16 protein-coding genes are annotated in these 21,379 nt (G+C 45.0%); 7 read left to right on the top strand and 9 right to left on the bottom strand.

The window, feature by feature from the left end; translation table 11 throughout:
- Window positions 1-196: 196 nt before the first annotated feature.
- Genes HB364_RS27660 through HB364_RS27640 form a run of 5 tightly spaced genes read right to left on the bottom strand, consistent with a single transcriptional unit; the run spans window position 197 to window position 9,747 of the window.
- Window positions 197-706, bottom strand: a complete 510-nt coding sequence (locus HB364_RS27660; RefSeq protein ID WP_167291674.1) for a hypothetical protein — start codon at window positions 704-706, stop codon at window positions 197-199.
- A 29-nt stretch (window positions 707-735) separates the two neighbouring features.
- On the bottom strand, window positions 736-1,233 hold the full coding sequence (locus HB364_RS27655; protein ID WP_167291673.1) for a hypothetical protein: 498 nt from the start codon (window positions 1,231-1,233) through the stop codon (window positions 736-738).
- A gap of 8 nt (window positions 1,234-1,241) precedes the next feature.
- A complete protein-coding gene (locus HB364_RS27650; RefSeq protein WP_167291672.1) occupies window positions 1,242-1,919 on the bottom strand; it encodes a hypothetical protein in 678 nt (225 codons plus the stop codon).
- An 8-nt stretch (window positions 1,920-1,927) separates the two neighbouring features.
- Entirely contained in the window at window positions 1,928-6,379 is a 4,452-nt protein-coding gene (locus HB364_RS27645) for a DUF6443 domain-containing protein (protein WP_167291671.1), read from the bottom strand.
- A 17-nt stretch (window positions 6,380-6,396) separates the two neighbouring features.
- Window positions 6,397-9,747, bottom strand: a complete 3,351-nt coding sequence (locus tag HB364_RS27640; RefSeq protein ID WP_167291670.1) for an RHS repeat domain-containing protein — start codon at window positions 9,745-9,747, stop codon at window positions 6,397-6,399.
- 1,326 nt (window positions 9,748-11,073) lie between these two features.
- On the opposite strand from HB364_RS27640, the gene HB364_RS27635 reads away from it, so the two are divergent.
- Window positions 11,074-11,889 carry a hypothetical protein gene (locus HB364_RS27635; RefSeq protein ID WP_167291669.1) on the top strand — a complete coding sequence of 272 codons (816 nt, stop codon included), beginning with the start codon at window positions 11,074-11,076 and terminating at the stop codon, window positions 11,887-11,889.
- Window positions 11,890-11,912: 23 nt separating this feature from the next.
- Window positions 11,913-12,824, top strand: coding sequence for a TolB-like translocation protein (locus HB364_RS27630; protein ID WP_167291668.1), 912 nt, complete (start codon window positions 11,913-11,915; stop codon window positions 12,822-12,824).
- Between the two features lie 13 nt (window positions 12,825-12,837).
- Here the strand turns inward: HB364_RS27630 and HB364_RS27625 are convergent, their stop codons facing one another.
- Complete coding sequence (locus tag HB364_RS27625; RefSeq protein ID WP_167291667.1) at window positions 12,838-13,263, bottom strand: DUF6157 family protein; 426 nt, start codon at window positions 13,261-13,263, stop codon at window positions 12,838-12,840.
- Between the two features lie 240 nt (window positions 13,264-13,503).
- On the opposite strand from HB364_RS27625, the gene HB364_RS27620 reads away from it, so the two are divergent.
- The 4 genes from HB364_RS27620 (at window position 13,504) to HB364_RS27605 (ending at window position 18,074) form a co-directional block, all read left to right on the top strand.
- A complete protein-coding gene (locus HB364_RS27620) occupies window positions 13,504-13,737 on the top strand; it encodes a T9SS type A sorting domain-containing protein (RefSeq protein ID WP_167291666.1) in 234 nt (77 codons plus the stop codon).
- Between the two features lie 281 nt (window positions 13,738-14,018).
- Entirely contained in the window at window positions 14,019-15,782 is a 1,764-nt protein-coding gene (locus HB364_RS27615; protein WP_167291665.1) for a glycoside hydrolase family 88/105 protein, read from the top strand.
- Between the two features lie 17 nt (window positions 15,783-15,799).
- Window positions 15,800-17,017, top strand: coding sequence for a T9SS type A sorting domain-containing protein (locus HB364_RS27610; RefSeq protein WP_167291664.1), 1,218 nt, complete (start codon window positions 15,800-15,802; stop codon window positions 17,015-17,017).
- A gap of 391 nt (window positions 17,018-17,408) precedes the next feature.
- Window positions 17,409-18,074 carry a 3-keto-disaccharide hydrolase gene (locus HB364_RS27605; RefSeq protein ID WP_167291663.1) on the top strand — a complete coding sequence of 222 codons (666 nt, stop codon included), beginning with the start codon at window positions 17,409-17,411 and terminating at the stop codon, window positions 18,072-18,074.
- A gap of 73 nt (window positions 18,075-18,147) precedes the next feature.
- Here HB364_RS27605 and HB364_RS27600 read toward each other — a convergent pair whose 3' ends face one another.
- Together HB364_RS27600 and HB364_RS27595 are read right to left on the bottom strand one after the other, a co-directional pair.
- The gene (locus HB364_RS27600; RefSeq protein WP_167291646.1) at window positions 18,148-18,303 is read right to left on the bottom strand and encodes a hypothetical protein; all 156 of its coding nucleotides are present in this window, start codon (window positions 18,301-18,303) and stop codon (window positions 18,148-18,150) included.
- A 9-nt stretch (window positions 18,304-18,312) separates the two neighbouring features.
- On the bottom strand, window positions 18,313-18,771 hold the full coding sequence (locus HB364_RS27595; RefSeq protein WP_167291662.1) for a DUF6934 family protein: 459 nt from the start codon (window positions 18,769-18,771) through the stop codon (window positions 18,313-18,315).
- A gap of 93 nt (window positions 18,772-18,864) precedes the next feature.
- On the opposite strand from HB364_RS27595, the gene HB364_RS27590 reads away from it, so the two are divergent.
- Complete coding sequence (locus HB364_RS27590; protein ID WP_208420119.1) at window positions 18,865-19,323, top strand: ABC transporter permease; 459 nt, start codon at window positions 18,865-18,867, stop codon at window positions 19,321-19,323.
- Between the two features lie 343 nt (window positions 19,324-19,666).
- On the opposite strand, the gene HB364_RS27585 is transcribed toward HB364_RS27590, so the two are convergent.
- Window positions 19,667-21,280 carry a Na+/H+ antiporter gene (locus HB364_RS27585; protein ID WP_167291661.1) on the bottom strand — a complete coding sequence of 538 codons (1,614 nt, stop codon included), beginning with the start codon at window positions 21,278-21,280 and terminating at the stop codon, window positions 19,667-19,669.
- Between the last annotated feature and the right edge of the window lie 99 nt (window positions 21,281-21,379).

Below are 21,379 nucleotides of genomic sequence, written 5' to 3'. Positions count from 1 at the left end.
ACCAGAAAGCGGGATAAGGCAAACCACATAAAGAAAATGCCTATAAAGTATAAAACAATAAATCTTACCATTACAATGTATTATTTTATTCCCCGCAGATTCTGCCTATTGGGTTGTGCACAGGGGCAGGAAATTGCGGCGACACAAGATAACAAAATCGACAGACAGTATCTAAGTAATCTGTATGCTTAGATAGTTAGGAGCCAGTTGGGGACCGTATTATTGAGGCTTTACTTAACTTTATTTCTTCTGCTTTCATGCCAGGGTTGCCCAAAAGTAATTTGTTGATAACGTGGAATTCAGCACTTCGTCCAGCAATTTTGAGTACAGTATTCTTTTCGGGTGCATTGTTATAATAATCATTCGTTTCTTCCCAGATAATTACAAAAGACTTTGTCCCAGAATATTTTTTTTCTTCATTACTTCGCTTTTGACCTATGAGCTCAATATAAGTTTCAGGCCATTTCATATTGGGCAACATCTTTCTAACGAAAGCGATCGGTAAAAACAACATAATTTCCTCTGCTTCCTGGCTCGTCATACTGTTGTCATTGAATAATTGTAAAACCTCTTTATTGTCTAAAGAACCTTCACTTTGGCCCAAAAGCTGGATTGCTTTTCTTACCTGGTCACGAAAATGTGGCGATAGTGCAGCTTCGGATAAATCTTTTGTGGTTCGTTTGGAAAATAAGTTCAATAATTTCATTCTGTGTTGTATTTTCCCTGCTATATCACTTAATTGTAAATAGCTTTACTGGTATATACTTTTAATATTTTATTTTTATTACTGAACAGGAACAGGTAAACCAAAGCCTCACCAAAGTAAGGGGTATTTAAGCCGGTCCAATTCATATTTCCGGTTCTCATTTCTATAACCAAAAAATTACTTTCTGGCCTGGAGAAAGTGACATATCTTTCTTTAACACCTGCGTTCTCAGCATATTTAACTATGCTTTCAACTTTGTAGGGCTGAAAGTATAATTGATGCCTGCGGCTCTTATCCACAAAATAGGAATCTACTATAGAGCGGAGACAAGAATCGCTGTCGGGCTCATCTTGAAAAAGTCCTACTCCCAGCGGCTGAATGATCGGGCTCACATTAAATGAGGTGTCACCCAGGTTATTTTTCAGGTAACTAATAACCTGTTGATACCTCACTTCAGGCTCCTGCGCGGCTCCCTTTACCGCCAGTAATAGGGGCACTAACAGTAATGCAAGCGATTTGCCGCTCATCTTATAACTTATATTTTTTTACTCAGTTTCTTAATCGCAGCTCCAATTCGAGTCCTTACAACACCTTTATATTTTTCTTGTTGTTCTTTCAAAAAAGTCAAGTCATCATTTGTGCCAATATAAGTAAATGCATCTGCGACCTGCAAAGGAAAACAAGAAAACAACTTCCTTAAAAGAATATTTGACTTGCTATAAGGGAAATATCTAATAGCCGCATAGACTAACATCTCATTTTCCTTTGGTTGTTCTCCATCTGTTAGTTTATTTTCAAGCCATTGTGTAATATTCTCGACTTTGGCACTTGCAATAGTATTGCCGATAGCCCATTTCAAGTTAAATGAACTGCCACTATTATCAAACAATTTCACCAATACAGCCCCGTCAAAAGACTCCTTAGTCATTGCTAATCCTCTTACAATCATTTCCTGGGAATTATATTGGTTGTTTATTTCAGGCAACCACTTAAGTAATAATCCTATAAGCTTTTTGTTTGCTTGTTTTAACTGCAGTAAATCCGAAAGTGTACTAATATCAGTAAAGCCATTAGCCTGTATATCCATAATACATGATGCTTCTATTTGACTTATTTGAGCAAACCTTTCCTTTAAATGCGCTTCTTGTTCTTTCTGTTTTTTTATATATTCAGGATTTTGCTCAAGCTGTTTTATTAAATCATTTGCTTTCATATTGAAAACTATTTTGGTAAAATTTTTAAATTTATACTACCATCAACTATCTTCTGTTGCAATGGTTTGCTTAGAACAGTAGTAGGTCGTACATGCAAGTCCAGTATCAATCCTTTTTCTTGGCTATACGCTATATAATCTTTGATTTGATTGGACAATGAAAGCTTTTTAACATTTTTTACTTCGGCAATTGTATTATCTGTCAATACATCAGGAACACGATACTGAGCAGTTTCTGTAGCAGAAGGTATTCTTGTCGTATTTTGTTTAAGTCCAGTAGCGTCCATTCCTTCCTTACCTATATCGTAAGGGGACTTTTCACTTGCGCTATTTGAACTACTCTCTGCAGGGTCTTCACTAGAGCTGCTATTAACCCTATCACCAGGGGTAGCAGGGGAAAATAAAGGTATTGTTGGAGTTAATGAAACAGCAGACCCTTCCGTCGAAAGTGATAGAGGGGATAGCGGGTTTATCATCATTGACGTGGGTAGAGTTGATAGTTGACCTACTTGCACTGCTTTATTGTAATACGCCAGTTCTTCATCAGTATACTGTGTAGAACTAATAGGTTTAGTAGACCATGCACCAAACGTCAAGCCATTGAGAAGACCGTTCAAAGCACCTGCGCCTGAAGCCAGAGCCAATCTAAGACCACGACAACATTCTTCACCTTCATCTCCCAGCAGATCACTATATCTAATGGGGTTATCATAGTTAGAAGCATACGGAGACCACATCTCCATATTTTCTGTCTTCGGGTCTATTTGCCACCAACGTCCCATTTGGGGATCTAACTCCCGGAGTTGAGCATCATATACCTCCAATCCCATATCGCCCTCAAACTCTATTCCATTATACTTTTTATCATTTTCAACGTAGCTTGGCTTTAAGGCTTTTGATGATATCCCTGCCATGGTAAGCCCAAACGGATAATAGTGGGTTTCCTCGGTAATAGGGCCAGTGTAATGTTGTACGCTCAGGTTATCAAAGAACACATCCCGGTTTTGGGTTTCATTGCTGACGTAAATATACAAAAATCCGTTCCTGGTCATAGTGACCAGTCCGCCGCTGGTGAGGGCGTAGATATTACCGGTGTCTTTTATCAGATCAGCGCCGCTGCTGGCAGATACGTATTGTAACTGCTCATCGAGCAATATCCAGTTCAGGTAGGCTTTGGGTTTGTTTGAAGGTGTGGCATTTTCCTCATTGCGGAAGCTGTTTAAAGCTCCCAGCAGCGGACTACTGCCGCTGTTGCCCAATGCTGAAAGAGTACCCTTGCTTTCACCGGCCATTCCTACTATACCGGTGGCCAGCGAGGTGAGGATGTCGGCTATGGGATCATTGGTGCCACTGCCGGCGCCGCTGCCCAGGTAAAAGCTTTTCACAGCAATATCTACTTTATCACCACTCATGACCTTCAGCACAATGGCCGGACCTATTTTATTGTTGCTGCCATTGGTACGGGCCAGTGAGTCATTGGGTACAGTCGTATTATCTGTTGGATAACCACCCGGCACCAATGCTTTGGAATAGTTGGTTTGCGGAATGTTGTAAAACAGTTGATTTTCCTTGGCCCGGTAAGCTGCTTCCAGGGTAGCTATGTAATGCGCGGTGTCGGTTTGCTCCGTAAGCACCATGCGTATATTGCCCAGGTGGTCTTTAAGGAAGAAGTCGTACTGGAACTGGTAGGCAGTGTCCCCACTCAGGAAACGCCTTTTTACATAGCGCAACCGCCCTTCTTCATAACCGATGAATTGCAGGGTGTCATTCTCATACACGCAGCCGCCGAGGTAGGTAGTGGTGGTGACTTTAACCGGATTGACGCTGCTGTCCGAAACCACTTTACGGAGTTTAATGCCAAAAGCGTCGTAGTAATATTGGATGAGGCCTTTATTGCCTCCCCCTGCTTTTTTGACAAGGATGGAAGCAGGCAGGTTCAGGTGATTGTACACGATGCCATTATTGCTGGCATCGCCCAGGTTTTTGTTGAGGTCTTTGACCAGGCTGCCATCCACGTCGTATCCATAATCGGTGGTATTGGTGTTTTTGGGAGCCCCCAGGTCATTCACATATTTGGCCGATGCGCGGAAGTCGCCGAGCGTGGTAGCCGTGTCATTGAAGTGGTCTATGACGTTTTTCAGCCTGTTGGAATAGTCCAGATAATTATAAACAAGGCTGTCAATAGTCTCCGATTTATTGGCTTTTAATCCCCGCTGGTTCATGCTGAGAATATTGCCGTTGACATCATAGCTGAGGCCAGTAGCACTGAAGTCTACGCCGGCATTGAGGTTAAAACCGCTGCCGGTGAATTGTTTGAAATAAGCATTGGTAAGTCGGTTCACGGCATCATAAGTGAAGTCGTAGCGGCGTACACGGCTGTCACCGGCGCTTTTCCAGAGCATACCGGCAATATTGCCGTTGAAGAGCGTATCGGCATAGTTGTCGGTAAGGTTATTGACAGCAAGGGCATTTTTATCATAAGCCAGCTCAAAGCCAAAATGGCTGGTGGTGCTGTTGGTGTCTTTGGCATAGCTCCGGTTGGTGCCCAGCATCCAGCCCCGGATGTTGTAATCATAGGAAAGGGTTTCCAGGGGCCCGCCACCACTGCCACCGGTGGGCAGGAGTTTTTTTGTTTTCAATTGCCCCTGGGCATCGTATTCATGTTGGACAATGACCTGCTGCGGTTTGTAGAGATGCTGATTGGTATTGTTAAAGAAGGAATGCAGGTCTTTTTTGATGGTCAATACGCGGCCCAGGTCATCATAGGTCATCGTGGTAGCTACCACATGGGTTTGCGGGTTGTTGGAACCTGCCTTGCGTGTTCTGAGTACAATGACCAGGGGCTGACCACTGAAAGTGTACTGGGTAGTGGAATGTTCTTCTCCGCTGGCCATGTTGGTGGCCAGCGTTTGTATCACACGTCCTTTTTCATCATAGATGTTCACCGTGTAGAGATAGGTATTGCTGCTACCCACGATCTTGGCCCGGGTACCGGTAAGCAGGCCTTTGGTAAGGCTCGTTTGCACATTGGCTTGCGGGTAGGGCCAGGTAGTATTGGAGGCAGTTTGCAGGTAGGTATTGTAGGAAGTATTGTAGGTGTCACTAAGTGGATTGCTATAACTGCTGCGCCAGGTATAGTCATCATAGAAGTTGCGGGTAAGCTCTTCTTCGGTATAATTGTTCAGGTTGGGATAGCTGGTGCTGGTATCAGCCCGGACCTGGTGATAAGTGTAGTTATTATAGTTGGTATTATCGGGAATGAGGCCGGTGGCTATTTGCCGGTTGAGTTCATCGTATTGGGTATAGAGCCATTGCTTGCGGCTGCGCATTTGAGCGGTCTGGCTAAGCACCAGACGATCGCGGGCATCGTAGACCATCCAAACCTCGCCGGCATCGGGTACTTTCTTGCGGACCATGCGGCCGCGTTGATCATATTCATACCGGAAGGAAAGGTTGGGCAATGCCTGATTGATCAGGGAACTGTTGCTCCAGGCTGCTGCCAGCAGGTACTCCACACCACGCGGCTGGATAACCAGACGCAGCCGGTTAAGATCATCATAAAGGTAGTAGGTACAGAGCCAACCGGTATGCCCGCTACCGCTGCCATTGTCGGCTGTGGCAGTGAGCTGTACTTTTTTCAAGATGACTTGGCCTTCTTTGTCTTTGAATTCCACTATCTGTTTGCTATGCTCATCCACCGTAATGTTTTTATAGAGTTCTCCTGCCGTATAGATGGCAGCGGTGGCATAGGTGCCCCAGTCATTAGCCACATCAGTAACTGTCCAGACCCGCACACTGTCGGCAATCGTATTGATCAGGTATTTGGCTTTTACCGAACGCCGGTCGTTTTCAGCGGACCGTGCAGTTGAACCCACCCAACTGCTGCCGGGCGCAAAGGATTCCTGTACCCGGTTGAGCGGGGAAGCTTCGAAGGCGGTTTGGCTATAGGCCCAGTTGAGACTGTTACTTCCTACGTTGGTTTCACCGGATTGACCGGTTAGCTGCGCATTGTAAAACTGCACCTGTTGCTGGAAAGGATTGAGCTTGAAAAGACCATCACTGATGGAACCATTGCTGCCGGCATTGTTGGCAGCAAAGGGCAGGTATTTATACTTTTCTCTTCCAAATTCATCATAGATCACCGGGCTGACGAGATCAACCGGGCTGCTGCCGGTAGTCAGTGAACCTTGCTTTACGACGGTTTGCAGGGGACGGCCCAGGCCATCGAAGTAAGCGGTAGTTTGCTGAACGTCTTTAAGGACACGGGTGACCAGGCTAGCACTGCCTGTATCTGGTGCTTTGGCATTCCAGGTACGGACATAGTTGACTTTGATATTGCTGTTATAGGTGGCGGGTAAAGCGGCAGGTGCCTGAGCCCGTACGATGCCCTGCAGGAACAATAACCCTATTGCCAGGTACCGGCGGACTGTTTGCTGACAGTTAGTTGTATGCTTGCTCATGGTTTAGCAGATAAGGGTTATTGGTTAAGGGCTTGTTTGTATTGGTAGTCGAAGGTTTTCAGAACATTCCGGTCCTGATCCCGTATTAATTTCAGCCGGCCAAAGCTGTCGTATTCATAGTAGACCATACGGTTATTGGCATCGCACTGGCTGGTCATACCTATCAGCGGATCGTAGGTATAAGTGGTCATCTGGGCTTTGGCAGGATAAAGCCTTAATTCCTGGATGAATCCGGCAGGATCAAAAAGCAACATGACATTTCCGGAAACACCGGTAAACCTAATCTCACGCAAATGCCAACTCCCTTTCGTTTGTAAAATTTTATTGGAAAGAATAGTTCCGGAACTTACAGTCAACTCGCAGTTTTTTTCCCAATAGGTAATTATATATTCTTTATTGCTGCTTAAGTTGAGGATCTCTGTTTCCATCACTCCAATTTGGGATGTCATATCCATACATGGTCTGCTTAAAGGCGCATCAGATTCGACTGTTAAGTCTGGATCTATTGGGAAACCCCAGGGTGATTCAAAAGTCACTGAGTAAGCTATTTCATTTGAAGCGGCATTTATTACTTCTGCTATTGGATAGGTATTATTGTATCCCCAGATGTAACCTTTGTAAATACCGGATTTGTCTTTTACACTTTCCAACAGATGGTTACTATTGTAACTAATGACAGACTCTTCTGTAAATGTATAAGGGGTCTGATTATTAAAAGGAATATCAACCGAAGCGTTTTCTGCTTTACGTACTTTTAAAGGTTGCCCATTATCATTATATTCAGTTTGAGTGCCAGTAATTAACCTGCTGCCCCTGTAAGTCCGGGTATCTATGGAAGAGAGAATATTCTTGTCTTTCAGCAACGTAAATGCACTTCCATATTCAGTTGGATAATAATACTGTGTGGTAATTGGCTCGTCTTTGCTGCTGTACTGTCGGGTTTTTGTTAGTTGCTTATGGGCAGTTGAATTATATTCAAGTTCTTTAACTGACTGCAGGGAGGATCCATCCTCCTGAAATATTCTGGTCACTTCTTTTATAGGCTTTACCAGGCCACCAACATTGTAGTACCGCGCATAGTTATACCCTCTACCATTGAGCCATTCGAATACTACATAACCTGGAACACCTTTTAGCGCCTGAATCTGATATACAATGGAATCTCTTTCAAGCAAATCGCCATTTTCAGCATAAATTTCTTTCATCTTAAGATGTCCCCTCCTCCAATCGTTATTAAAGAACTTTGGGTATGGATACATACATGAAGTCATGCTAAAAGTAAGCACTCGATTCATGTCCCAACCACCTGAATTATACACATCTACATAAGCACCATAGAAAAGCCCTGGGAATAGTATGTCTTCCGACGCATCCCCTCCACCAGTACCGGATTCGCCGTCTATCGCAAAACTAAACTCATAAATGGTATACCCATTGCCTATAGTTGATTCTTTGACAGTTGTATAAACGGCATTACTTCCTGATCCAAGCACCAATTGAGAACTCCCTTCCGCGCGGATAGCATAGGTATTTGTATAAGCCAGGCTTGCGGGAACACCAAATGAAACATTCTTATCTCCATCTGGAGATGGTTCAGCAACAATATCTCTGTTCCAATAGTAGGTATAATATGGATTACCCAGGTTAATACATTTTTCACTGGACAAATAATTCAAATATGAATACTGCTTAATGGTCGAAGGGCCGTAACCTGGGTTTGTCTCTATTTGTGCAATTCGAAGCCCTCCTGCAATTGGCCAATAATTGTCGATACTGAAATTGTGTCCTTCAAAGGTGAATTCAGTATAGCCTCCTGTAGGATAAGTAACCTTCTTTAATGAACCTGCTTTAATAGCTTCGCCATCCGGCTCCCGATTTCCCCCATTGGACACCCAATAGCTCCATCCCGGAGCCCAACCTCCCATCGTATTACCCGGCAGGGTCTGGCGGTATACTTCATCTATATGGAAAGACTTGCCAGGGGGATTATATGGGAAGATTGTTTGATTATTACTTCCATTGTAATAACCCCAGTGATCCTGGCTGGGCGATAGGCGATAGGGTAATGTATATACATCATTTGTTTGAGGATTATTGTCGCCGTAGTAGCCGAAGATATAAGGTGCATTCCGAACTCCCGTGGGCGATACTTCCCACAACGTATCGAGGCGAAGCCGGTAGTCCAGGAACTTCCTGTTATCGCTTGACGAGACTACTGGAAACTTTCGGCTATCATTAGCTTCAAAATAACCATAACTAAAATTAAAACGGCGCACTTCGTTATTCAAATAATCTCTTACTATTAGAGAATTCAATTGGTTGTTGTTCAATGGTTCACTGTCCAACCTAAGCGCTGTTGCGGTAACAAGCTCAAGCGAGTTTCCGGCGGAGGTAGTTATTTTTTGGGGCACTATTCCATTAATGCCTGCCTCGTAGGTAATACAGGCCGTCGTATATTGCTGGGGCAAAAGATGCTCGCCGATCCCTGCAGCCGTCCCCACCCAGGCAGCATCAAAACAACGCTTTTGAAATTGATACGTTGACATGCCACCACCGACATATTGGATAGTAATAGAACCGCCAGCCGGGCTTGTAATTTTTGACAGATACCAGGCGCTGGTATAAGTAGGACCACCAGTAACTGAAGAAGTAATTTCTTCGTCTTTAAACTCATATTTAAAGCCGCGCTCATCCGTTATAACGAAATAGGAGCTTGTAAAATATCCACCTGGTAAAACAGGCTCGAACGAGACCTTTAGATCTTCGTATTTTGTAAACACCGCTTTTTTGTCGTTATCCAAAAAGAACTTACCGGACCTGCCATTAAAATTATAATAGAATATATCGGCGCCATTGTCTGTTACATTATTGGCAGCATTATGCAATGGTCCATATGCTATGTTATCGGCATAATAAGCCGCAGTCATACCGCTATTAGGATCATGATCCGGTATGGATGTTCGGGAGATGAATACTCCGGAGCTATTGAATCCATCAGCTATTCCCCTTACCTCACGGGTAATTACGCCGCCACAGTTTAAAACCCACCCAAGCCCTACCCAGGTGGCTTCCTGGTCAACCTTTATTCCCGAAGCATTGTATGACAAAGAAATGTCAAGGCTAATATCCTTATCAACCAGTGTGGTCAAAGGTACGTTGATGTTGGTTACTCCGGAAGAAAGGTCTACAGGAACGTCACCATATCTGGCAAACTCAAACGTATTGGGGGCAAAGATCTGGAACTTCCCATGCCCTCCTGTCTGGGCTGATAGCCAGGTTACGAAATGAAGTGCCAAAACCACCAGGCCAATACGTAGTTTTAAGGAGACTAAGCAAGGAATAGAAGTTAAAAAAATCCTTTCAATCATATCTATAAAATTTGAAGAACTAAAACAAGAGAATGGACATATCATTGCAGGCCACTCTGCTGCCAGGGATTGCTCTTGGCCTCCGCGTAGTGGAAGAGCGGTGAGCCGGGCTTCCAGCATTTTTTCTTTTGAATGTGAGTTTTAAAACAGGAAGGGAGGTTAAGTAGATTGCCTTTGGATGCCCCGTGAGGTACGAGCTTCGGGCTGAGCGGATAAATATTCCTGTGCTGCAGCATTGTGCAGGCTAATAAGATTTATTGGCAGGATAACCAACCATGGCTTTCTCATGACAGTTAGGGGTTTTGTTGGGGTGTCGGGCAAAGGAAAACACTTACCTAGATAACAACAATACCACAAAGTGGTAAATCTTTTCTGCCATGAAATAAAGAGTAAATAACCAAACGGCAAAGGACAAACCAATAAGTGTGCAGTTTTAACGGCTAACTGTGCAGTTTGGGACTATAAGTGTGCAGGCGACACGTAAAGATTCGAGTGTAGGGCTTCGTATTTTTACTAACCCTCCTGTAATTACTGAACCTTAATAATCAAGCAGTTTCACTCTTGTGTTAAAAGAGTTTTAAAATTACTTTTATGGTGTTGATAAATGATACGGTTTCCGAAAAAATCCAAACATCCTGAAAGACCGCTAATATCCAGGAAAAACCAAGCATCCAACATCCAAAAAACCAACGGAAACAATGTCTTTTAACAACCCTTAAAATTCCAGTATCATATCCAATTATCCCGGAAAATCTTCATGGTTAATGTTTTTCTGATCTCGTCCAAAAGATTTTAAGCCCCCGCCCAGCGGGGGCTTTTTTTTATGCCTCCTGGAAAAAAAGGGGAGAAGTGTCATTTTGGCGGCACTGTAAAGGAGCCAGTTTGTTCCTACTATCACTCACCACCATATTCCACCATCTTAAAGCCTGGCTTGTACCGGGGATGCTGCATAGATAAAGGCGGGATGAAGCTACTTTAAAGTTACTTTATGCTAAACCAATGCCGGACTTACGCTGAACCAACGCTGAGCGGACCACTTTTTTAAGGCCTCGCTGAGAGCAACCCGGGAGTAGAGGCCGGTCCAAAGGACTCCTTTCGGTCCGCAGGACTCCTTCGGAGAGTAAGGTGGGAAAAAACATACTGGAAGTTAGACAGGTTCATCAGCAAACCAATTTTGATAAGGCTAATTTACTGCAAAAATGGCAGTAAACAAGAAGGTTTAAGAATTATTAGGAAGAATTTTAATAACTTCTACATCGGAAATACCCGCCTATCCGTAAATCCCATACTGTAGGCCTTTTAACCTAAAACCCCGCAACCTGTTATATGGCAAGGCAAATGGGACAACTTCCCATCAAAGGAACGATTGATCAGCTTACCTTCTACTATCACCCCGATGATGGCTATCTGGCACGCACAAAATCCTCCATTACGAAAGAGAGGATTTTCAAAGATCCGGCTTACAGCTATTTTGTTGCTTGCAATAAGGAATTCAGCGATGCCATCTATGCAGGCCACTTAATGCGCAATGCATTGTGCAGTATACTTTTCCCGGTGGCCGATGGTAAGCTCAGCAGCCGTATGTGCGCTATCTTGTTGCAGGCAATACAGGCACACTACGCCCGGTCCGGGGAACGAAAGCTCGAAATGGGGGATCCGCTTATGCTCCTCCACTTTGAATTCAATAACAACCTGGCATTGGATCTTGCCTTTAAAGGCGACTATATAACCGCCCGCAACAAAGCAACTAATGAATACTACATCAGTATTCCCGGTTTTGCCATTGAAAACAAAGTGGCAGCACCGGAATACGCCACCCACTTTCAATTCATAGCGGCAAGAGCAAGCATCAACTTCGATAAGGGGCATTTCAAAACGGCAGCGGGAGAGACCATCAGTATGCCCCTGAGCCAGTCTGTTACAGAAAACCTTCACTTCAAACTTTCCATCGAACCACTGGAAGGGGCGATGGAATTCCTGGTATTCGGTATCAGGTTCGCTGGCAAACTGGATAATATCCCCCGCAATGCAATAAGTCAGCGAAAAAGACAAAAAATACGTAAACGGATGGGCACAAATGACATCGTCCCCTTTACCGGCGCGCTTAAAATAATAAGGATAACTCCGCATAGCGTGGCTTAACTTTAACAATAAAGCATTCCGCCATGAGCCTTATTCGTTGTCTCCTGTCAGGCGCCTTCCTGCTTGTTATTAGCCTGTCTATTCATTGCCGCACAAAGCCATCATTAAATATTCCCTATCCATTGCCAGCGCCTGATTCGGTTGCTGTAGCATTCCTGCCCGGTATTGTAAGCATGGATTCGCTGGATTTCAATGCGGCCTTTGCTGCCGATGGACAAACCTTTTATTTTTCGAGATCAATACGCGGCAAGTGGGTGATGCTGGAAACCCGGTATGACGGGCAGCATTGGAGCAAACCGGCGCCAGCCCCTTTTACAGATACGTTGTATTCAGAAGCCGACCCTGCTTTTGCCCCCGACGGCAGCGTGTATTTTATCTCCAACCGGCCACGCCATGCAGCCGATACCCTGCGCGGGTTCGATATATGGCGCCGGCGTTTACTGGCCAACGGAAGCTGGGGGGAGCTGGAAAATGTAAAGGCCGTTAATACCGGCAGCACGGAATATTATGTTTCCTTTGCCGCCAATGGCAATCTTTATTTTGCATCTGACCGGCCCGGCGGACAAGGCGGTCTGGACCTGTATATGAGTAAATGGACCAATGGGCAATATACCACCCCTGTGAACCTGGGTCCTGCGATCAATTCCCCAGGCACTGAGCATGATCCCTGTATTAGCCCACAGGAGGATTACCTGGTATTTACAGCCGGGGAAAGGGTCGATACATTGGGCCAGGCAGATCTGTATGGCTCTAAAAAGGTTAACGGTAACTGGTGCACTTCCTTTAATCTGGGGGCCCGTGTTAATACGCCTACCTATGAATATTGCTCCTCCTTTTCACCGGATGGCCGGTATCTTTTTTTCAGCAGCGATTACGATGTGAAATGGATAAAGGCTGCTTATGTGATGGAGGATATTGACAGGCGATGCAGGTAATAGCCTATTGTCATCAGGACCGCTTGGAGCGCATAGCCTTTACATGCTGCAGGCTTTTGTCTTTGACGAACCGGCTGTATTCGGGCGAGTCTACCGCATAGATGGCTACTTTCCCTTCGGCATTGCTGTGAACGCCCCAGCCATAGCGTTTGGCCAGGGGAGAGGACCGCAGACAGGGCTGTCCTTTGGAGAAGAATTGTTCCCGTTCTGCTGCCTGCGCCTGCCGGCTGATATTGTTCTTTTCGGCAAAAACCTGGAAGAGCACATCATCCGATGTATACTTATACGGATTGTGCGCTATCAGCTCAAACTGGCTGTTGGCGGCTGTCCTGGTATCTTTTTTCTGGGGAGGTACTTCTCCTATTTTCACCGGACAGTCCGGCGCTACTTCAATGAAAGTATTGATGTAATTGGTCGTGTGTAGTTTGGATCCCTTCATGGCATAAAGGCTATTGATAAATGGCTAACGGCGTACCGTACAAGTTAGCAAAATTTCTGTTGCTTATTTTATCCGGGATTATTTGTTTTTTCCCTTATATTTGGGATAACCTTACTGATACACCCGATTTGATTTCCCCCCATTGTACAAGTCTGCTTTTTACTGGTAACTGCCTGCTTTGATCTGGTAGTTGCTGCGTCTTTAATGATGTTTCCTATTTTAAAAGTTAATACTATTCCTATGTTTACCATCAAAGTTCGTCCCAATCCCGTTGATGATATACTCACCGTAGCCGGCCTGGCGCCCGGCAGTCACCTATGCCTGATAGATGCGGCCGGAAAGGTAGTCGCCAATGTTATCACCACACATACCACACAGGAAATAGATATGCGGGCGCTGACAAGGGCTGCCTATATATTACAAGTGCTGTACGATAATAAGATGGTGAAGAGTGTGCAACTGATCAAAAATTGAGTTATTACAGGGTTACCGCTAAACAGATGCTTTTCTTCTAAACGATTACCTGCCAGGGTATATAAACAATCGCAATTTGTATTATATTAAAATAAGCGATATATAGTTGCAAATGATATAAATATTTTTTTTCTTGTGTCCGGTTTTAAGTGTTTAACCAACAATTGTACACCGGACAACAGTAAGTGAGGCGATCGTTTTTTGTTCATTGAGTTATTGTTTGTTCCTGTTCCATCCAATGCTGCTGCTATTGTATTGTTACAGTACCCAATCAATAACCCATGAAACCCCTGTTGCCCTTATTCCTTTTGCTGTTCTTCTTTGCCAGCCTGTCATTCGGCCAGTCTGCTGCTGATACCTGGTCGGTCAAATTCTCCACTGCCATGCGTGTCAGGTACACGCCAACCATCAATGCCATGACCAGTAAAGGCTGGGAGTATTCCAACAGTACTATTTTACACGGCATGGAAAAAGTGTTTAATCATGTACCGGATTCCGTCAGTTACCTCAATTATATCAGGAGTTATGTTGATGCGTATGTTGATGCCAGTGGTAATGTAACAGGCCTCACCACCAGCGTTGATAAGATACATCCGGGCATATTGTGCCTTTTTTTATATGAGAAGTTGAAAAGCAATACTGCCGATTCTGCCCGGTATAGGAACGCCGCAAAAAATATCAGGGATTATTTAATAGGACCCGCGTCTGTATATCCTAAAAACGGGGCGGGCGGCTACTGGCATAAAACCGGGGGCGCCTACAATAATGTGATGATGGCAGATGGCATGTACATGGCACATCCCTTCCTGGTTAAGTACGGTTATTTATTTAGTGATCCTGTTTGTTATGATACCGCTACGGCACAAATATTATTACTCGCCTCCCATTTGTATGATAATACCACCCACCTTTTTAAACATGCCTGGAATTATGATGTCACTACTTATGGGTGGGCAGATGCTTCTACCGCGGGCGTTTCAAGAGAAGTATGGTCAAGGGGGATGGGATGGCTGGTAATGGCGCTCGCAGATGTACTGAAGTATTTACCCCCCTCTCATACCAGGTATGCGGATATAAAAGATTTGCTGGCCAACCTTGTCATCGGGATACAAAGTACACAGGACCCTGTAACTGGTTTATGGTACCAGGTGATGGATAAAGCAGGTATGTCGGGAAACTTCACGGAGACTTCCGGCAGCGCTATGTTTGTATATGCTATTAAAACAGCGGTTGACAGTGGGTGGATCAATGCTTCTTATTTAACGGTAGCGCAAAGCGCGTGGGCAGGCTTGCAGGCAAAGATCTCTACCTATACCGATGGCAGGCCTGCCATCAATGATTTTGCCCCTGCCATGAGCGTACAAAGCAGTTATGCTGCTTATACATCGCCTGCTATTGCACCGGTTGATTGTCCTACGGCCAGTGGCACCCAACACCCGCACGGATATGCTGCTATACTAATGGCTGCTTCTGTCATGGAATTCCCGTTGGCAGTAACCTTGCCGGTAAGGTTTACCAGCTTTACGGCCAGGCCTTCCGGTGACAAGGTGCTGTTGCAATGGAAAAACCCGGATGATGGTCATGAAGTTGATTATTATCATGTACAACGATCGGCCAATGGGATTGATTTTAATACGATTGATAAACTGAAAGCCACAGGAGTTTCTTATTATGACCGGACAGATAACCAGGTAGCCGGCAACATTATTTATTACAGGATACAGGCAGTTAGTACCAACGGTGCTGTGTATTACAGCCCTGTGCGCGTGGTGAAGCTAAAAGAGGTTGAATCATCAATGCTGGTGGCGCCCAACCCTGTAAAAGGCGGCGTTATTTCTGTATTATTTCAACATATTATCCCTGGTGAATATACCCTGTCGGTCGTTGATCATATTGGCAGGTCAATCACAGTAAAAAAGATACAGGTGAAGGGCGACGGTACTCCCCAAACCATACCATTGCCGGCAACAGCCCCGCATGGTTTGTATTATGTATGGCTGAAAGCCGGAGATATGGTTATTACCAGGTGTGTCCTGGCCAATTAATATAAACAGTCACATTTATGAAACCCCTATTGTACCTGATGAAAATAGTTTCCTTAACAGGAATCATGAGCCTGCTTTTGGTGTTTACCGGATTGCAGGCACAGATCTGCCAGAACCCGTCGGACACGATCTATGGGATGGACCTTGCAGGTCAATTATATCCGCTCAATGTTAATAATGCGAGTCCCGGAGCCATGTTGGGAAGTACAGGCAGCGGCCTTAATTCAAATGGGCTTGGTTTTAGCAGCCTGGACGGAAAGTTCTATTTTTTTAACCGCTGTAATACAAATGTATTGGGAGATACCATCCAGTTTGTATCATTTAATCCGTCTACAGGTATCACGCAGATATTGGCAGATCCGCCGGCCACTTTCACCACTGCTCAGAAAATAAGGTCCGGTTGTATAAATAACCTGGGCAGCGGATATTATACCATTAATCCTGCAGTGGGTACGGCAGGTACGCCCAGGCCCTCCTTATATTTCTTTGATATAGCTTCCAATACCTGGACCACCATTGCGGAGGATTGGGTAGATGGATTGGGCAACTCCCTGAATACTACCCTGAGGACACTTAATTCGGGCGATATGGCATTTGATGGTAATGGCAACCTGTGGATACTGGCTTCGAGCAACAGCCAGTATGCATTGTATAGGGTGAATGCGCCGGTGCCCACCAGCGGCCTGGTTACGATCACGGCCCATGTTGTGGTCCCTGTAACAGCAACGCCTTCCGGCGGTGGTGTAAGTATTACGGGCCTGGCTTTTAATGCGGCAGGCGTACCGTACTTGTCAACAGGAGGAACAACAGGTGTTCCGACACCAGCCCATAATAATCTTTACAGACTTACTTCAGCAGGTGTACTGGATTCAATAGGCAAATTGCCCAATGACTATGGAGGGGACTTAACGTCCTGTAGTTATCCGCTGAATATACTGGCCGCCCGGGATAAAAAAAGCACGCATCCTGTTAATCCCGGCGGTACAAATGGAAGCCATACCTTATACGCAGGGCCTAATCCCGCCAAAGATGTTCTTTATATTTATAGCGGGGGATATACAGTTAACCACCAGGCGCAGATCTTTGACAGGTTGGGCAGGCTGGTATATACAGGTATGGTAACGCAGGGCAGACAGTCGCTCAATATTTCAAGCTTGCCCAAAGGCACGTATGTAATACGACTGGTGTCTGTTGCCCACCAGGCCACCGTCCCTTTACAGTTTATTAAATGGTAGTTATCAAGATGCTATATTAGTGTTCGTAGATTTACGATCTGCTCCGTAGTTGATGCAGTTATGAGATCGGGCAGTTTTGCTCTTGTATTCACATCTGTTGATAACTATTTTTGTATTGTTGATTAGTTGATACGGTTTCCAAAAATCCAAAGGTACTCAGTACCGAATATCCGAAAAACCAAGGCTCTGATAGCACCAATATCCAAAAAACCGGGAAACAATATCAGTTAACGACCGTTTAAAAATCCAATGTTCCATATCCAATTATCCGGGAAAAACTGTGTGATTTATTTTCCTGATGACCGTCCAAAAAAGTTAATGAAGCCCTGATTTCTCAGGGCTTTCTCTTTTTCTGTAACTTCCTCCTTTTGCAGCTTCAACCCCCGGATAGATGAACAAATTGTTATGGGCCTCTCTGATCGCTCTTGCCTTACATGGGTGCAGTCCTAAAATACATACCACCAAAGTATCGAATAATGATGCCGCCGCAGGCTGGTATGCCTATGTAAAAGACCATAAGTATGACAATGCCGCTGAGGTGTACAGCTTCACGGATAGTATGGTCCGCCTGCATGGCGATAAGGTGGGCTACCTGATGTCTAAAAAATCTTATGGGGATGTTGAACTCACGCTGCAATACCGGTGGAATATAGAGCCTGCTTACCAGCGGGGGACCGGTAAAAGGAATAGCGGGGTGATGTACAATGTGCCCGACACAGCGAGGGATGTGTTGTGGCCTGCCGGCATACAATTCCAGGTAAAGGAAGGCGCTACCGGCGATTTTATCTTACTGGAAAATGTAACGCTTACGGTGCGGGGCGAAACCAAAGCGCCCGGCAAGAGTGTAGCGGTGCCCCGCCTCAGTGAACAGGATAAACCATTAGGCGAATGGAATACCATCCTGATCAGGTCTGTCAAAGGCAAATGCTCCCAATACCTCAATGGCGTACTGGTCAATGAGGGTACCAACGCTTCCTCCCAAAGCGGCCGGATCCTGCTACAGTATGAAGGTTCACCAATTGATTTCAGGAATATAATAATAAAGCCTTTGAAGTAAGCTTCACTAAAAATGAAAAAGCCGCCTTGGTTTGGCGGCAGTGTATATTTTTAAGCATGAGGTATTGAAAGTGTTATTGTGTTGACCACTTCAGCTTGCCAACAACTTTATTGGCCTCTTTTAATTTTTCAGGGAATAAGACCTTACCGGAGAGCTTATCCAGTGATTTATCTCTCTTTAGCTTAATTCCAAGAGAAGCCGCACCCTTCAATTTTTTCTTTGTCTTCATATTACAAATTTAATTGTTTTTCCTCTTAATAACAAAGCCATAATACTCTTTAGCTTTTTCGAATGTTTCTGCCCAAAAAGTGTTGTTGATCAGGTTTACACCATATATCTCAAAATCAATACTTAATTCAATTAGGTTATTGGTAATTGCCATGCGGTATAGTCTTGTCCGGGCGGATGTACTTCCAGTAAAGAAAATAAGCTTTTCGGGACGCCTGAAAGAGAATTCGTAGATAGCTGCTGCAACAGTTGCTAAGATTTTGTTCCTATCTCTGTTGTCGTTTTTAACATGATCATCAATACAACCGTCAGGCAAAAGGTTGCCAAAAGCTAAATTATAAATGCCTGGGTCATCTGTTTCTGCAAACTGTACAACAATTGAAATTTCCCCTTTAGGCCCTATGCTGTTAAACTTGAATTCAAGTGCATCTCCTGAAATTAAGAGGGGTTCATATCTTTCATAGTTCATATTGGCTTAGCAAAATTTTCCCAGCAATATTATATATTAATTTGTTATATATCGACATTTATTCAGAACTTAAAAGCCATTTTAAACGAGGGCGTGGCGGCTGAATACCCGTTTGAGTACAGCTTTCTCGACCAGCAGTTTGACAAACAGTATAAAGCAGATATCAGGCAGCAAACCATCCTGAGTATATTCTCCGGACTCGCCATCTTCATTGCCTGTCTGGGACTATTTGGTCTGGCATCCTTTACAGCGGCCAAACGCACCAAAGAGATCGGGGTGAGGAAGGTTCTGGGCTCTTCTGTTAACGGTATTGTGGTACTGCTTTCCAAAGATCTGTTGAAGCCGGTATTGCTGGCCATATTCATCGCTGTACCCATAGGATATTATGCTATGCATAACTGGTTGCAGAATTTTGCCTACCGGGTACCTATGCACTGGTGGATATTTGTGCGGGCAGGCATCATAGTGGCTTCAATAGCACTGATTACCGTTAGTTTTCAAGCTATTAAAGCGGCAGTAATAAACCCTGTGAAGTCCCTGAGATCGGAGTAAATAATTTCCTATGATGGTACCCGTAGTTTTACGGTATGAGCCGTAGATGGTGCAGGCCGATGAAAGGGCGGTTTTGCGCTTGCAACGGCTGCCGCTGATGAGTAGCTTTGTATTGTTGATTCAATGATACGGTTTCCGACAGTCCTTATATCCATGAAAAACCAGTCTTAAATAGGGATGCCAATATCCGAAAAACCAAAGGGAAACAGTATGATTCAATGAACACTAAGCCTTATCCGAATCCAGTATCCTGAAAAGCCAATGGTTAAGTTTTCCTGATCACGTCCAAAAGATTCTGTAAAAAGATGGGTCGCTCCAAAAGGGCGACTCACCTTTTTTTATGCTAATGGGAATGACTATTGAACTGTACATGCAGCTTCTCTTCTTCAATATCGAGGAGAGAGAGGTATTTGCGGATGATGCCTTCATCCACTTCCTGCTTCCGGTTCAGGGTATGCAACAACTGTCTTTGCTCATCGAGTAGCTCGAGGTATACCTGCCGGTAATGTGGATAGAAGGTGTCGGTATATTCAATAGTAGTATCTGCCACTGCCTGGAGCGTGTTTATTTCAACTTCCAGCCGGTGATGCAGGCTTTGCAGCAGCGCATTGTTCTCCAGTTTATCAGCATGTTGCTCCTTTAATACGCGCAGGGCAGCCTGCGACATTTTTTTACGCACCATAGTATCCTGCTTTTCTTCCGGCATGGTGGCATCGGGATCTTCCATTTTCACCCAGCGTATTAAAGCCGGCAGTGTAAGGCCCTGCAAGACCAGCGTGACCAGTATAACAGAAAAAGTAATGAACAGGATCATGCTGCGCTCCGGAAAGCGCGTGCCATTATCCAGGTACACCGGGATAGACAAGGCGGCAGCCAGCGAAACGACTCCCCGCATACCCGCCCAGCCAAGCAACAGTGGGCCACGCCAGCCGGGCCGGTTATCGGCCGTGGTAATGTAGCGGCTTATCCAAACAGTGAAAGCAGAAGCGCCTAATGTACAGGCGATGCGCAATACGATGATGAGTGCGGAGATCACAGCTCCATACCAGATAGCAGTGCGCAAACTGGCATCGCCCAGGTCTTTGATCACTACCGGCAGCTCCAGCCCGATAAGCATGAATACCAGTCCATTCAACACGAAGCTGATGGTTTCCCATACATTCCAGCCCTGTATGCGGCTACGGTGATCCAGGAACCGGTGACTGCGCACCGAAAGAAAAAGGCCGCCGCTTACCACTGCCAGTACACCTGAAAAGTGGAATTGCTCTGCTACAATGTACATGGTATAGGGAGCAATGAAAGAGAGTACAATGTTGATAGGTGGGGTAGTGGGCAGCCAGCGGTGCAGGGCATAAAATACAAGCGCTATCACGATACCGGTAAGAATACCCATGGTAATCACCAGCAGGAAGTTCAGTGCTGCTTCATGGAAGACAAAAGTGCCGGTATTGACAGCCACTAAGGCAAACCGGAATACAACAAGGCTGGCGGCATCATTGAGCAGGCTTTCCCCTTCTACGATAGAGATCAGCCTTCTGGGCACTTTTACACTTTGCAGGATGGCGGAAGCCGAAACCGCATCGGGCGGCGAAATGATACCACCCAGCAAAAAGCCAAGCGCCAGCGTAAAGCCGGGGATCAGCCAGTTGGACACGACCGCCACCACACAGGAAGTCAGGATCACAATGAGAAAGGCAAAGCTGGCAATTACCCGTCGCCACCGCCAGAATTCCTTCCAGGAAGTTTTCCAGGCAGCTTCATAGAGCAGGGGCGGCAGGAAGATGACAAAGATGAGGTCCGGGTCTATTTCAACGGCGGGTAATCCGGGTATGAAGCTGATGAACAGCCCTGCTACTACCAGCAGGATGGGATAGGACACTTTGAGCTTTTGGGCCAGCATCACCAGTAAAAGGATCACCAGCACCAATATGATATAGAAGATAAACAGGCCGTGCATCAGTCAATAGCTTTGGTATTGGGGGTAAAAATAAAGAACTATTGATCTATGTTGCTAAAAATGTTCTTGCCAGTATTGCTATAAAAGAAGGTTAAAAGC

This window comes from Paraflavitalea devenefica (assembly GCF_011759375.1).
GTDB classification, from domain to species: domain Bacteria; phylum Bacteroidota; class Bacteroidia; order Chitinophagales; family Chitinophagaceae; genus Paraflavitalea; species Paraflavitalea devenefica.
The sequence above is the reverse complement of the archived record's forward strand: the minus strand, read 5'-3'. Positions and strand labels throughout refer to the sequence as shown.